The organism is Pantoea sp. SIMBA_079 (genome assembly GCF_046940275.1).
Lineage (GTDB): Bacteria > Pseudomonadota > Gammaproteobacteria > Enterobacterales > Enterobacteriaceae > Pantoea > Pantoea borealis.
The window spans coordinates 1-14178 of the sequence record NZ_JAWRYR010000021.1 but is presented as its reverse complement, the minus strand read 5'-3'; the positions used below and the strand labels follow the sequence as shown (position 1 = coordinate 14178).

Annotated in this window: 12 protein-coding genes and 1 tRNA gene; 9 read left to right on the top strand and 4 right to left on the bottom strand. The window is 59.0% G+C overall.

Annotated elements, in window-relative coordinates:
• Positions 1 to 118: 118 nt before the first annotated feature.
• The 4 genes from galT to gpmA all read left to right on the top strand — a co-directional run bounded on the left by galT (position 119) and on the right by gpmA (position 4242).
• Positions 119 to 1162, top strand: a complete 1044-nt coding sequence (galT, locus tag SB719_RS18185; protein ID WP_065649822.1) for a galactose-1-phosphate uridylyltransferase — start codon at positions 119 to 121, stop codon at positions 1160 to 1162.
• Positions 1163 to 2311, top strand: a complete 1149-nt coding sequence (galK, locus tag SB719_RS18180; protein ID WP_412159538.1) for a galactokinase — start codon at positions 1163 to 1165, stop codon at positions 2309 to 2311.
• Positions 2305 to 3339, top strand: a complete 1035-nt coding sequence (gene galM / locus SB719_RS18175; protein WP_293006471.1) for a galactose-1-epimerase — start codon at positions 2305 to 2307, stop codon at positions 3337 to 3339. Before galK ends, galM begins: the two co-directional genes overlap by 7 nt.
• A gap of 150 nt (positions 3340 to 3489) precedes the next feature.
• Positions 3490 to 4242, top strand: coding sequence for a 2,3-diphosphoglycerate-dependent phosphoglycerate mutase (gene gpmA, locus SB719_RS18170; protein ID WP_104084674.1), 753 nt, complete (start codon positions 3490 to 3492; stop codon positions 4240 to 4242).
• 56 nt (positions 4243 to 4298) lie between these two features.
• On the opposite strand, the gene aroG is transcribed toward gpmA, so the two are convergent.
• Positions 4299 to 5351 (bottom strand): 3-deoxy-7-phosphoheptulonate synthase AroG, encoded by a 1053-nt coding sequence (gene aroG, locus SB719_RS18165; RefSeq protein WP_292969729.1) that lies wholly within the window; start codon positions 5349 to 5351, stop codon positions 4299 to 4301.
• 296 nt (positions 5352 to 5647) lie between these two features.
• Between aroG and SB719_RS18160 the strand changes: the two genes are divergently transcribed.
• From SB719_RS18160 to zitB, 4 genes are all read left to right on the top strand, one after another.
• Positions 5648 to 6001, top strand: coding sequence for a YbgS-like family protein (locus tag SB719_RS18160; protein ID WP_084798769.1), 354 nt, complete (start codon positions 5648 to 5650; stop codon positions 5999 to 6001).
• A gap of 105 nt (positions 6002 to 6106) precedes the next feature.
• Entirely contained in the window at positions 6107 to 6691 is a 585-nt protein-coding gene (locus tag SB719_RS18155) for a response regulator transcription factor (RefSeq protein ID WP_292969727.1), read from the top strand.
• Positions 6673 to 9747, top strand: coding sequence for an ATP-binding protein (locus SB719_RS18150; RefSeq protein ID WP_412159537.1), 3075 nt, complete (start codon positions 6673 to 6675; stop codon positions 9745 to 9747). Before SB719_RS18155 ends, SB719_RS18150 begins: the two co-directional genes overlap by 19 nt.
• Positions 9722 to 10681: a CDF family zinc transporter ZitB gene (gene zitB / locus SB719_RS18145; protein ID WP_292969723.1), complete on the top strand. Its 960-nt coding sequence runs from the start codon at positions 9722 to 9724 to the stop codon at positions 10679 to 10681. Before SB719_RS18150 ends, zitB begins: the two co-directional genes overlap by 26 nt.
• Here the strand turns inward: zitB and pnuC are convergent.
• A complete protein-coding gene (gene pnuC, locus SB719_RS18140) occupies positions 10678 to 11397 on the bottom strand; it encodes a nicotinamide riboside transporter PnuC (protein ID WP_065649830.1) in 720 nt (239 codons plus the stop codon). The two genes, zitB and pnuC, sit on opposite strands and share 4 nt — an antisense overlap.
• A gap of 163 nt (positions 11398 to 11560) precedes the next feature.
• On the bottom strand, positions 11561 to 12064 hold the full coding sequence (locus SB719_RS18135) for a methylated-DNA--[protein]-cysteine S-methyltransferase (protein ID WP_065649831.1): 504 nt from the start codon (positions 12062 to 12064) through the stop codon (positions 11561 to 11563).
• A 159-nt stretch (positions 12065 to 12223) separates the two neighbouring features.
• Between SB719_RS18135 and SB719_RS18130 the strand changes: the two genes are divergently transcribed.
• A complete protein-coding gene (locus tag SB719_RS18130; RefSeq protein ID WP_412159536.1) occupies positions 12224 to 13705 on the top strand; it encodes an AlkA N-terminal domain-containing protein in 1482 nt (493 codons plus the stop codon).
• Between the two features lie 290 nt (positions 13706 to 13995).
• On the opposite strand, the gene SB719_RS18125 is transcribed toward SB719_RS18130, so the two are convergent.
• Positions 13996 to 14071 (bottom strand) — tRNA-Lys (locus SB719_RS18125).
• Positions 14072 to 14178 lie beyond the last annotated feature (107 nt).

Here is a 14178-nt window from a genome sequence, read left to right as displayed (position 1 = left end):
GAATAAGCGACTTGTGTAAACGATACCATTTATCCAGACTTGATCACGCTTTTGCCGGCGGGCCTATGCTAGTTTGAGCGCAGAAAACGTTTACTGTTTGCCGTTACCAGGACAAGTTATGCAAAAATTTAATCCGGTGGATCATCCGCATCGCCGCTATAACCCGTTAACCGATCAGTGGATCCTGGTGTCACCGCACCGGGCGAAACGCCCGTGGCAGGGTGCTCAGGAGACGCCGGCCCGTGAGACGCTGCCGGCGCACGATCCCGACTGCTTCCTGTGCGCGGGCAATACCCGTATCACCGGCGATAAAAATCCTGATTACACCAATACTTACGTCTTTACCAACGACTTTGCTGCGCTGATGGAAGAGACCCCGGATGCGCCGCAGAGCGACGATCTGCTGATGCGCTGTGAAAGCGCCCGCGGCACCAGCCGGGTGATCTGCTTTTCGCCCGATCACAGCAAAACGCTGCCGGAGCTGTCGCTAAGCAACCTTGAAGCGATTGTAGCGACCTGGCAGCAGCAGAGCGCGGAGCTGGGACAGCACTACCCGTGGGTGCAGGTTTTTGAGAACAAAGGCGCGGCCATGGGCTGCTCTAATCCGCATCCGCACGGTCAGATCTGGGCCAACAGCTTTCTGCCGAATGAAGCGCAGAAAGAGGATGATAATCAGCGGCGTTACTTTGCCGAAAAAGGCACGCCGCTGCTGCTGGATTACGCGGCACGCGAGCAGCAGGACGGCAGCCGTACCGTCGTAGAGACGGCGCACTGGATCGCCGTGGTGCCGTGGTGGGCCGCCTGGCCGTTTGAAACCCTGCTGCTGCCAAAAACGCACGTCAAACGCCTGACCGAACTCAGCGCTGAGCAGAGCAGCGACCTGGCGCGCGCGCTTAAGCTGCTGACCAGCCGCTATGACAACCTGTTTCAGTGCTCATTCCCCTACTCAATGGGCTGGCACGGCGCGCCGTTTACCGAAGAGACCGGCGATCACTGGCAGCTGCATGCGCATTTCTATCCACCGCTGCTGCGCTCGGCAACGGTGCGTAAATTTATGGTCGGCTACGAGATGCTGGCTGAAACCCAACGTGATTTAACGGCGGAGCAGGCAGCAGAACGTCTGCGCTCTGTCAGCGATATCCATTTTCGTGAGGCGCAATAAATGTCTTTGAAATCGACTACCCGGCAGCTGTTCGCTGACACCTTTGGCTATGCCGCCACCCACACCATTCAGGCACCGGGCCGCGTAAACCTGATTGGCGAACACACTGACTACAACGATGGTTTCGTGCTGCCGTGCGCTATCGATTATCAGACGGTGATCGCCTGCGCACGCCGTGACGATCGCCAGGTACGGGTGATCGCCATGGATTATGACAACCAGCAGGATAACTTCTCGCTGGATGCGCCGATTGAACCCGTAAAGGAGCCTATGTGGGCCAACTATGTGCGCGGCGTGGTGAAGCATCTGCAGCAGCGTGACGCCGGCCTCGGCGGCGTGGATATGGTTATCAGCGGCAACGTGCCGCAGGGTGCCGGTCTCAGCTCTTCAGCCTCACTGGAAGTCGCCGTCGGCACCGTGTTCCGCGAACTGTGGCAGCTGGATCTGGATGGCGCGGCGATTGCGGTTAACGGCCAGGAGGCGGAGAACCAGTTTGTCGGCTGTAACTGCGGCATTATGGATCAGCTTATTTCGGCGCTGGGCAAACGGGATCACGCCATGCTGCTCGACTGCCGTACCCTGGCGACCCGGGCGGTGCCAATGCCGGATAACGTCGCCGTGGTTATTATCAACAGCAACTTCCGCCGCTCACTGGTGGGCAGTGAATATAATACCCGTCGCGAGCAGTGTGAAACCGGCGCGCGCTTCTTCAATAAACCGGCGCTGCGCGACGTCACGCTGGAGGAGTTTGAAGCACGGGCACATGAGCTGGATAAGCTGGTGGCGAAGCGCGTGCGCCACGTTATTACCGAAAACGCCCGTACGCTGGAAGCAGCCGACGCGCTGAGCAAAGGCGATCTTGAGCGTATGGGCGAGCTGATGGCGGCCTCACACGCCTCTATGCGTGACGATTTTGAAATCACCGTGCCGGCAATCGATCAGCTGGTGGCGATTGTCAAACAGGAAGTGGGCCCGCACGGCGGCGTGCGCATGACCGGCGGCGGCTTTGGCGGCTGCATCGTGGCACTGATGCCGGCAGATCGGGTGGATCAGGTCAGAGCGGCGGTGGCAGAAAAATATGAAGCGCAGACCGGTATTAAAGAGACCTTCTACGTCTGTAAAGCGTCAGAAGGAGCGGGTCAATGGTAAGCGACGTCAACTCTCATGCGCCAGACGGACAGCCGTGGCGCATAACGGTGCTGCGCAACCGTAACGGCATGGTCGCCACCTTTATGGACTGGGGGGCCACCTGGCTTTCGGCGCGCGTGCCGATGCAGGATGGCAGCGTGCGGGAAGCGCTGCTGGGCTGCGCCACCCCGTCAGATTATCTGCATCAGGATGCCTATCTCGGCGCCACGATTGGCCGCTATGCCAACCGTATCGCACAGGCTGAGCTGAAGACGCTTTCGCTGAAGCTGGCTGCAAATCAGGGGCCGCATCAGCTGCACGGCGGACCGGAGGGGTTTGATAAACGCCGCTGGCAGATTGTCAGTCAGAGCGACAGCAGCGTGCACTACCGGCTCGACTCACCAGAGGGCGATCAGGGCTATCCGGGTAATCTTATCGCCTCGGTAACGTATGAGTTGACGGAAGATAATACGCTGGCGATCCGCTATCAGGCAGAAACTGATCGCGCCTGTCCGGTCAACCTGACCAACCACGCTTACTTTAACCTTGATGCGCATCATGGTGACGCCCGCCAGCATCGGTTACAACTGCAGGCAGACCATTACCTGCCGGTAGACAGCGAGGGCATTCCTGATGCGCCGCTGAAAGCCGTTGCGGCAACCAGCTTCGACTTCCGCCAGCCCAAACGCGTGGCGGATGAGTTTCTGGCCGATGCCGATCAGCAGGCAGTCAAAGGCTACGATCACGCATTTTTGCTGAACGCTAAAGGTGACATCACGCAGTGTGCCGCCGGACTCTGGTCCGCTGACGGCGCGCTGCAGCTCAGCGTGTTTACCACGGCACCTGCGCTGCAGTTCTATACCGGCAACTACCTGGCGGGAACGCGCGCCCGCGAGCAGGAGAGCTATACTGCTTTCCAGGGCATTGCGCTGGAGAGTGAATTTTTACCCGATTCGCCTAACCATAGCGAGTGGCCGCAGCCCGATTGCTGGCTGCAACCCGGTGACATCTGGCGCTCAGAGACGCGGTATCGCTTTACGGCACACTGAGACGACGGCTGAAAAACGCGCACTGCGTATGCGACAGACTTACGCCGTGCGCCGTTTTCCGTTATGGTATGGCGCTATCAGTGTGCCGCCGCTTCAGGCGGCCGCAGCCGGGTTCATTACTAATCTACTTAAGCATTAAGGAGTAAAGCTATGGCCGTAACTAAGCTGGTTCTGGTCCGTCACGGCGAAAGCCAGTGGAATCAGGAAAACCGCTTCACCGGATGGTATGATGTGGATCTCTCTGATAAAGGTCGCACCGAAGCAAAAGCGGCGGGTCAGCTGCTGAAGAAAGAGGGCTTCGTGTTCGATTTCGCCTATACCTCCGTGCTGAAACGTGCCATCCACACCCTGTGGAACGTGCTGGATGAACTGGATCAGGCCTGGCTGCCGGTAGAGAAAACCTGGCGTCTGAATGAGCGTCATTACGGCGCCCTGCAGGGGCTGGATAAAGCAGAAACCGCGGCTAAATATGGCGACGATCAGGTTAAACAGTGGCGTCGTGGTTTTGCCATTACTCCGCCAGAACTGGATCGCAGCGATGAGCGTTTCCCTGGCCATGATGCACGTTATAAATCACTGACCGATGCACAGCTGCCAACGACCGAAAGCCTGGCGCTGACCATTGATCGCGTCATCCCTTACTGGAACGAGACCATTCTGCCGCGCATCAAAAGCGGTGAGAAAGTTATCATCGCCGCACACGGTAACTCGCTGCGCGCACTGGTAAAATATCTCGATAACATGAGCGAAGATGAGATCCTCGAACTGAACATCCCGACCGGCGTGCCGCTGGTGTATGAGTTCGATGAAAACTTCAAGCCTATCAAACACTACTATCTGGGTGATGCCGACGAGATCGCAGCGAAAGCCGCGGCCGTGGCAAACCAGGGTAAAGCGAAGTAAACGATCGCAGTTATCAAAAGGCCAGACATCCGTCTGGCCTTTTTTATGCGTCACTCTCAGCCGCGGCGGGTCCGGATCGCCTGCGCCAGCTGACGCAGCGCTTTTTCCGTATCTTCCCAGCCAATACAGGCATCGGTCACGCTCTGACCATACACCAGCGGTTTTCCGCTCTCCAGGCTCTGATTACCCTCAACCAGATGGCTCTCAATCATCACACCGGTAATCGCCTGCTCGCCGCCGGCGATTTGCTGTGCCACGTCTTCCGCCACTACCATCTGCCGCTGGAACTGCTTGCTGCTGTTGGCATGGCTGAAATCGATCATTACCTGCGGACGGAGACCCGCTTTTTCCAGACCGCTCTTCACTGCCGCAACGTGTTCAGCGCTGTAGTTTGGCTCTCTGCCACCGCGCAGGATGATATGGCAGTCTTCGTTGCCGCGCGTCTCAACAATGGCCGAGTGGCCATATTTGGTCACTGACAGGAAGCAGTGCGGCGCGCTGGCGGCGCCGATGGCGTCAATAGCGACTTTGATCGTGCCGTCGGTGCCATTTTTAAACCCTACCGGACAGGAGAGACCGGAAGAGAGCTCGCGATGCACCTGTGATTCAGTGGTACGTGCACCGATGGCGCCCCAGCTCATGAGATCGGCCATATATTGCGGCGTGATCATATCCAGGAATTCACCGGCGGCCGGCAGCCCGGTATCGTTGATATCCACCAGCAGCTTACGTGCCAGGCGCAGCCCCTCATTAATCTGAAAGCTGCCGTCCATGTGGGGATCGTTGATCAGCCCTTTCCAGCCTACCGTGGTGCGCGGCTTTTCAAAATAGACGCGCATCACCACTTCCAGCTCGCCGCTCAGCTCATCGCGCAGCGTCAGCAGGCGGGCAGCGTACTCTTTCGCCGCTGCCGTGTCGTGAATTGAACAGGGCCCGATAACCACCAGCAGGCGATCATCCTGGCCATGCAGGATCCGGTGAATGGCCTGACGCGCCTGCGATACGGTCGCCGCCGCACTCTCCGTTGCCGGATATTTTTCCAGCAGCGCAACCGGGGGAAGTAACTCTTTGATCTCTTTGATACGTAAATCGTCGTTCTGGTAATCCATACTTATTCCATTCAGATTTTTGTCCTGCGTGCGCCGGACGTAACCTGTTCAATCTATCCCTTCAGCCGCCATGAGTAAATTAAGAGCGTCATGAAAATGCTTTTGTCTTATTTGCATTTATACAGCCATCGACTAAGCTTTTTAAACGTAAGCACTGAGGAACGAGTCGCTTACACTATATTTTTTTACGCCGAACACTCCTGACGAAATTTAATTTCGTTACGGCCCGCTTTTTTCGTCACACAGCACCCGTGGGTGTCAAACGGCAACTATCCATTTATTACAGGAGCATAATGATGAATAAGTTTGCAATTGTTTTTCTGACGGCAGCAATGACTCTGGGTAGCGGTGCAGCGATGGCTGCAAGCAACAATGGACAGGCCAACGCATCAGCTGAAGCGGGTGCAACAGCAGGCGGCGCAAAACAGAATCTGCCTCCGCACAATGTTGATAACAACGATATCAACACCGGCAACACCAATACCAACGGCGCAGCAATGTCAGGCACTGAGTCAGGCGATATGTCTGCAAAAGAGATGCATAAAAACACCATGTGTAAAGATGGCCGCTGCCCGGACATGAACAAAAAAGTTGAAACCCAGTCGGGTAGCGACAATGTAAATACCAAAACCGACGGCACTACCCAGTAAGGGATGTCTCTGCGGTAATCAGGGCGAGCGCAGGCTCGCCCTTTATTTTTTCCGGCCACGCTTTTCCGCTATGCTAACCGCCATGAAATTCACAGGAACGGTGTCATGGCTACCCTACTGCTTATTGACGATCACCCGCTGGTCGAAGTCGCGCTTCAGGCTGCCTGCCAGCACGCCCCTATCCCTCTGCAGCTCTATGCAGCCGCGGATGAATCTCAGGCGCGCACCTGCCTGCAGCAGCACGCTATTGACGTGATCATTCTTGATATCGGCCTGCCGGATTGCGATGGTCTGGAGCTGCTGCGCCGCCTGCGCGCGCGTGATGCACAGCGCCCGGTGCTGATTTACTCTGCCCAGCAGAGCCGCCACACCTTACTGAGCGCAGCCTCTCTGGGAGCGGCAGGCTATGTAGTGAAAAGCCAGAGCATGGCCCAGCTGCTCAGTGCCATCCTCGCGGTACTGGGAGGGCAGCAGGCTTTTCCGCCGCTGCCGGAGCGGCTGGACCTGCCCCTGACGGAGAAAGAGCAGCAGATTGTGGCGCTGCTGGTGCGGGGTCTCTCTAACCTGCAGATTGGTGAACAGCTGCATATCAGTAATAAAACCGTCAGCACGCATAAAAAAAATATCATGGCCAAAACAGGCGTGACCTCAGTAGTTGAGCTGGCTGAGCTGTGGAAAGCGCAACAGTGAAGTGGCTCTGGCTGTTGTGTCTGCTGCTGGCGGCCAGCGTGCGCGCTGAACTGCTGCCCGCCAGCAGCGTCATGCTGCCTGCAGTGATGCCCGCACCTCATGCTGCGCCACCGCCGGCCGCGCAGCTGCGCGTGGCGGTGCCGGTGCAGAATAGCGCGCCCTGGTCAATGCGCATCGGCGATCGCCTGTGGGGGATTGATGCTGACTATCTCAGCGCCCTCAGCCAGCAAAGCGGCGTGCGGTTTCAGCTGCAGGGCTACCCTGACCGGACAGCGCAGCTACTGGCGCTGAAGCGCGGCGAGGTTGACCTGGCCCTGACCACCGAAAGCACGCCGCTGCCTGCCGGCGCCTCGCTCAGCACCAGCTGGTTCAGCACGCCGCTGCGTATTTACCGCAATCGCGAGAATCAGCGCGCGGTGATGTTTAACAGCGACAATGCTCAGCTGACGATTGCCGGCAGCACGCTGACGCAGCTGCCGCCCGCGCTGGCAGCACGCCATCGCTGGCATCCGCTGGCTGGTAATTTGCAGGCGCTCTACGCCCTGCTCAATCAACAGAGTGATTATCTGGTTGCCGATGAAGCCAGTGCTAACTTCCTGCTCAGCCAGCTGCAGCAGGGAGAGATCTACCAGATCACCGCCGATCCGGACGCGGTACTGACGCTGCGCGCGATCGCCCGCGATCCGGCGCTGACAACGTGGATCGATACCCAGCTTCGTCTGCTGCCGGCGGAGTTCAGCCGCCAGGTTGCACAGCGCTGGAGCCCGCCGCTGCCGCGCTATCAGGATACGCAGACGCTGATGCTGAGTCAGGCAGAGCAGCAGTGGCTGGCGGAGCATCCCGTTGTCACCTACGCCGCTGCGCCGGATAATGCACCCTGGAGTTACCGTGACGCCAGCGGTAACGCACGCGGTTTCGGTATCGATCTGCTTAATGCGCTGAGCCAGAGCACCGGCATCCGCTTCACGCCGCGCTGGGTTGCTAATCCGCAGCAGGCGCAGGCGCTGCTGGCACAGCAGACGGTAATGCTTACTCTGCTGGAGCCGCTGGATACGCCTGATGCAGCCTCCACCACGCTTCCGGTATGGCGTGCTATCTGGGGTGTTTACAGCCGGATGCCGCTTGCGCCTGCCGACTGGTCTTCACTGCAGGGTAAACGTCTTGGCGTGCTGCGCGGCGATCTGGCCCGTCAGCTGCTGCCTGCGGGCATTACGCCCCAGTGGTTTGACGATCGAACCCGGCTCTGGCAGGCGCTGGGCAGCGGACAGATTGATGCGCTGGTGGATAATGTCATCTCTGCACGCTGGCATCTGGCCAGCCGCGATGACACCGCGCTGCGCCTGGCCTTTGCCGCCAGCGATATCGCCTGGCCGATGGCGCCCCGGGTGGCGCCGCAGCAGCCGCAGCTGCGCGCCTTGCTCGATCGCGCGCTGCAGCAGATACCGCCAGAAACGCTGAACCAGATGCGCGCAAGCTGGGCACAGCCGCCGCAGCCCGGCAGCACGATGATGATGCGCAGCATACCGAAACTGGTGCTGTTTGCGGCAGCGCTGATGATGACGGCGCTGCTGCTGCTGCAGCTGCGTCATGTGCTGCAGCAGCGGCGTGAACGACGGCAGCGTGCGGAAGCGGAGCGCGCCAGTGCGGCTAAAAGCCAGTTTCTCGCGACCGTCAGTCATGAGTTGCGCACGCCAATGCAGGCGATCCTTGGCCTGCTGGAGCTGGAACAGCAGCAGCATGTGCCCGCGCGAATGGCGCTGATGCACAGCAGCGCCCGCTCTTTGATGACGTTGCTGAACGACTTGCAGGATCATGCGCGGATTGAGAATCAGAGTTTTCGCCTGACGCCGCGCCCGCTTAATCTGTCCCGCTGGCTGCAGCAGCAGCAGCAGTTCTACCATCCGCTGATGCGTGCTGACGGCCCGCAGCTGCGCGTAACGGCCCTGACGCCGCTGCCCGCGAGCGTACTGCTGGACGGCGATCGCCTGCAGCAGGTTATTAATAACCTGGTGGCCAATGCGCTGAAGTTTACCCGTGAAGGCGAGATCAGCCTTACGCTGGCGGTACAGGAAAAGATCACGCTTGTTGTATCGGACAGCGGCAGCGGTATTCCGCTCAGCGAGCAGGCCCACCTGTTTGAACCGTGGTATCAGGCGCCGTCTGGCCGGCGTCATGCGGTACAGGGCAGCGGGCTGGGACTCTTTATCTGCCGGGAAATTATACAGCGTATGGGCGGTACGCTGCAGCTGCGCTCTGCGCCGGGCCAGGGCACGCGCGTCAGCGTGACGCTGCCGCTCACGCCCTGCGACATCCCGGATGCCGGCGACGATCCGGTCTGGCCGCGTTACCCGCAGCTGCGGGTGGCGATTGTTGACGATCATCCGACTAATCTGCTGGTGCTGCAGCAGCAGCTGGCTGCGTTTGGCGTCCAGGCTGACACCTTTGATGCGGGACGCGCCCTGCTGCTTGCCGATGCCCGGCAGCCGTTTGATGTGCTGTTTATCGATCAGATGATGCCGCATCCCGACGGTCTGACGCTGCTGCGCATTCTGCGCCGCCGCCAGCGACAACGGCCGCGCCTTGCCCTGCGCGTTATCTGTTCCGCCGACGTGCAGCGTTTACGCCTGCCGCTGCAGGCGCATGAGGCGCAGCTGGTGAAACCGGTTACGCTGCAGGCGCTGGCCGCGCTGCTGGCGCAGGCGCAGCCCGATCCGCTGGCGCAGCTGCCGGCAACGCTGCAGCAGCTGGCTCAGCACGACGCCAGCTGGTTGCCACGCGTCTGTGAGACACTGCAGCGCGCCGTCACGCAGGATCGCGATGCGCTGCTGCAGGCCAGCGGTCAGCACGACTGGCCTGCCGTTGAAAAAGCCGCCCATCGTCTGAAAGGCAGCTGGCTGATGCTCGGCATAGAAGAGGCTGCCGGACAGTGTCAGCAGCTGATTGACGCCGCGAAACAGCAGCAGCCCCGTCCTGATACACTCAATTTGCTGATATTATTAACCAACAAGCTACTTAACCAACTGGAACGCTATGGCACATTCTCACTCTCACGGTGACCACAATGCTAATCGCACCCGCCTGGCGGCGGCGTTTGGCGTCACGGCACTGTTTATGCTGGCCGAAGTGATCGGCGGCCTTCTTTCAGGTTCCCTGGCGCTGCTGGCCGACGCCGGACATATGCTGACCGACGCCGCCGCCCTGCTGATGGCGCTGCTGGCGGTGCAGTTTGCGCGCCGTAAACCCAATGCGCGGCATACCTTTGGCCTGCTGCGTCTGACCACGCTGGCTGCATTTGTGAACGCGATTGCGCTGCTGGTGATTACCGTGCTGATTGTCTGGGAGGCGATCCGCCGCTTTACTCATCCGCAGCCGATCGAGGGTGGCCTGATGCTCGGCATCGCTATCGCCGGGCTGTTTGCTAACCTGCTTTCATTCTGGCTGCTGCACCGTGGCAGCGGCGAGAAAAATCTCAACGTGCGCGCCGCCGCGCTGCACGTTCTGGGAGACCTGCTTGGCTCTGTAGGCGCTATTGCCGCAGCGGTTATCGTTATGCTCACCGGCTGGACGCCTATCGATCCGATCCTTTCCCTGCTGGTTTCCATACTGGTAGTACGCAGCGCCTGGGCGCTGCTGCGCGAGAGCCTGCATGAGCTGCTGGAGGGCGCGCCGGTGAATATCAATATTGATAAGCTGGCGCGCGAGCTGAAGCTGAATATTGATGAGGTGCGTAACGTTCACCATATCCATCTGTGGCAGGTAGGTGAGAAGCCGGTGCTCACGCTGCATGTTCAGGTGGTGCCGCCGTACGATCACGACGGCCTGCTGCACAAAATCCATCACTATCTGCATCAGCACTATCAGATTGAACATGCCACGGTACAGATGGAGTATCAGGCGTGCAGCGGGCCCGACTGCGCGCTCGGATCAGAACACGCGGCTGATGACGATCATCATGCGGTGCTGGACGGGCACGCGCATCATCATCACTAACCCGCCAGCGCACGTGAGCCCTGCTCGCGTGCGCTCTGTATCCACATACGCGAGCCGTTCAGCGCAATCAGCGTAAGAATGGCGTACTCCAGCGACATCGCATACACCCCCTGACGGGCAAAAATCATCACGCTTATTACGTTGATGACCACCCACAGCAGCCAGTTTTCGACATATTTACGCGTCATCAGAATCATCGCTACGATGGAAAGCACCATCATGCAGGCATCCCAGAAGGGAAAGGCGTCAGGCTGCAGCTGCGGCATGCTGACCTGCAGGCCCATTCCCTGCATGATCTGCACCGCGCTGCGGGTGAGGAAACCAAACACCACATCGATATAGCGCGTCATCAGCGCAATTGCGATAACGCAGGCGGCCCCCCATCCCAGCGCTTTCGGCAGCGACAGCCAGCGAATTTTTAACGCGCGTTCATGATCACTGGTTTGCCGGCTCCAGGCGTACCAGCCATAAAGATTGGCAGCAAAGAAAAAGAGCTGCAGCAGCAGGCTGGCGTAGAGCTGGATTTGAAAGAAAATCACCGCAAACAGCGTGACGTTGATCAGACCAAACAGGTAGTTGCTGATTTTTTCCAGGCTGGCCAGCCAGATGCAGAGCAGCCCGGCCAGTGTGCCGATCGCTTCTATCCATGAGAGATCGTACCCTCCCACGCCAAAGGGGATATGTACCAGGATATTTTGCGTGCTGAAAATGTCCATTACGGGCTCCTGTGCCTGAAATGCGCGATGCAGAGTAAAAACCAGGGTTGATTGACTGCGGCGCTGCACGAAATCACATCGCTGCACCTGTGTTTTATTTAATTAACAACAGAAGCCAGAAAAATACTACAAAGAATAATAAATGGCCATTGGGTTTTTTATACTAAACAAGCGGCGCATCCGGTTTTTTGCCGGCCAGCTCCAGCTCCAGTAAAAACGCTTTAACCGGCAGACCACCGGCAAAGCCGGTGAGTTTGCCGTTGCTGCCAATAACGCGATGACAGGGGGCCATAATAGAGAGCGGATTTTTGCCGTTGGCAGCGCCCACCGCGCGTACGGCTTTGGGATGGCCAATCTGCTCGGCTATCTGCCGGTAGCTGCGCGTTTCTCCAAACGGGATGGTCAGCAGGGCTGCCCATACCTTTTTCTGAAACGGTGTGCCCAGGGTGTCGTAGTTCAGGGTAAAACACTGCCGTGTGCCGGCAAAATATTCCTGCAGCTGGCGTTCAGCCTCGCACAGCACCGGATGCTGGTCATTACGCGACAGCGGCGTCAGCGGCACGCGCTGCGATCCTTCATTTTCCCACAGCACGGCTGCCAGCCCTTTATCGCTGGCAATCAGCGTCAGCTCGCCGACCGGTGTCACAATGGTTTTTGTATGGTACATAACAGACCTCCGCAGTGGATCACTCCCGACTATTATTGCATTAATCACGCCGCAAACTGGCTGTTTTCGGACAGGCACATAAACTGATTAGCTGTCCGAAAGCAGCGTGTTTCAGCCACCGGACTGCGCCATGATGCCCTTTATTTACCGGAGAAAACGATGCTGGATCCCGAAATTGCTTACCAGGCGCTGACGTCACGCGACAGTCGCTTTGACGGGCTGCTCTATGTGGGCGTGACCTCAACCGGTATTTACTGTCGTCCCGTCTGCCCGGTGCGCAAACCGCTGCTGAAAAACTGCCGCTTTTTTAATAACGCTGAGGCGGCGGAAAAGGCGCGCTTTCGTCCGTGTCTGCGCTGCCGCCCGGAGCTGGCACCGGGATGTGCACCGCTTGATAACCATCACCGCATTGCCGACCGCCTGATCCGGCGCGTTGAAGAGGGCATGCTGGAAGAGCAGACCTCGCTGGCTGAGATTGCCGGTGAGTTCTTTCTGAGTGAACGTCAGCTGCGACGCGTTGTTCAGCAGGAGCTGGGCGTTTCGCCGCTGGAGCTGCGTCAGACGCGGCGTATGTTGCTCGCCAAACAGCTGCTGACCGAAACCGCGCTGCCCGTAACGGAGATCGCTTACGCCAGCGGCTTTCGCAGCCTGCGTCGCTTTAATGACGTGTTTCAGGCGCGCTATCGCATGACGCCTTCTGCGCTGCGCAGGCAGAGTCAGCCGGAGGGCGCTGCCCTGCCGCAGCAAAGTGCGACCCTGCAGCTGAGCTATCGTCCCCCCTATGACTGGGCGGCGATGCTGGAGTTTCTTGAAGCGCACGTCATGAAGCAGGCTGAATGGGTGGCCGATGGCGCTTATCACCGTACCGTGGCGCTGGGCGGGTGTCGCGGCTGGGTGCGCGTCAGCGCCCTGCCCGATAAGCATGCACTGCAGGTTGAGTTCACCACCTCACTGACGCCGGTATTGCCTGCCCTGCTGCGCCGGCTGCGCGATCTGTTTGACCTGGATGCCCAGCCGCAGGCGGTCAGCGATCTGCTGAGCCGCGATCCGCTGCTGGCAGAGAGCCTGGCCCGTCATCCGGGCCTGCGCGTGCCCGGTGCGTTCGATGCGTTTGAACTGAGCGTGCGCGCCATTCTTGGCCAGCAGGTTACGGTTAAAGCAGCTGTAACGCTCAGCAGTCGTCTGACAGAGCGGTTTGGCGAGCCGCTGGTGACGCCCTGGCCGGCGCTCTCCCGCTTATCTCCGGATGCGGCCACGCTGGCAGCGGCGACGGTCGATGATATTGCCGTGCTGGGCATCGTCAGCGCCCGTTCAAATGCGATTATCGCGCTGGCTCATGCCTGCGCCAGCGGCGCGCTGCGCTTTAACGGCTCCCTGCCACCGGATGCCGTACAGCAGCAGCTGCTGGCGCTGAAGGGGATCGGACCATGGACCGCCAGCTATATCGCCATGCGGGCGCTGCGCTGGCCTGACGCCTTTCCAAAAGAGGATATCGCTATCCGGAACAATCTCGGCGGCGTGACGGCCAGGGAGGCAGAGCAGCTGTCACAGGTATGGCGTCCGTGGCGCAGCTATGCCGTGCAGCATATCTGGAAAAGTCTGATGCCCGAAAAAGCCCCCCGGAAAAAGCCGGCACGGTAAGCAGCCAGTGGCGCGTTCATTCACCATCGGGGGTTATACGTGGCCAGGGCGCCATAAATGGCGCCCCTGCGGAAAATGGGCATATCCCGTCAACGCATTACCGCTCCTAATACCCGCAGGGGTTGCATTAATGCGACCCTGGCACGTTCATTCACCATTGGAGATTGATGCGCGGCCAGGGCGCCATAAATGGCGCCCCTGCGGATAGATGATCATATTGCGACCCTGACGGATGCATTACCGTAGCGCGGAAACGAAAAAAGCGCCCGGTGGGCGCTTTTTTCTGAATCTGGTGGGTCGTGCAGGATTCGAACCTGCGACCAATTGATTAAAAGTCAACTGCTCTACCAACTGAGCTAACGACCCGCTGTGGAAGCGGCTTACAACTTTAAACTTGATGGTGGGTCGTGCAGGATTCGAACCTGCGACCAATTGATTAAAAGTCAACTGCTCTACCAACTGAGCTAACGACC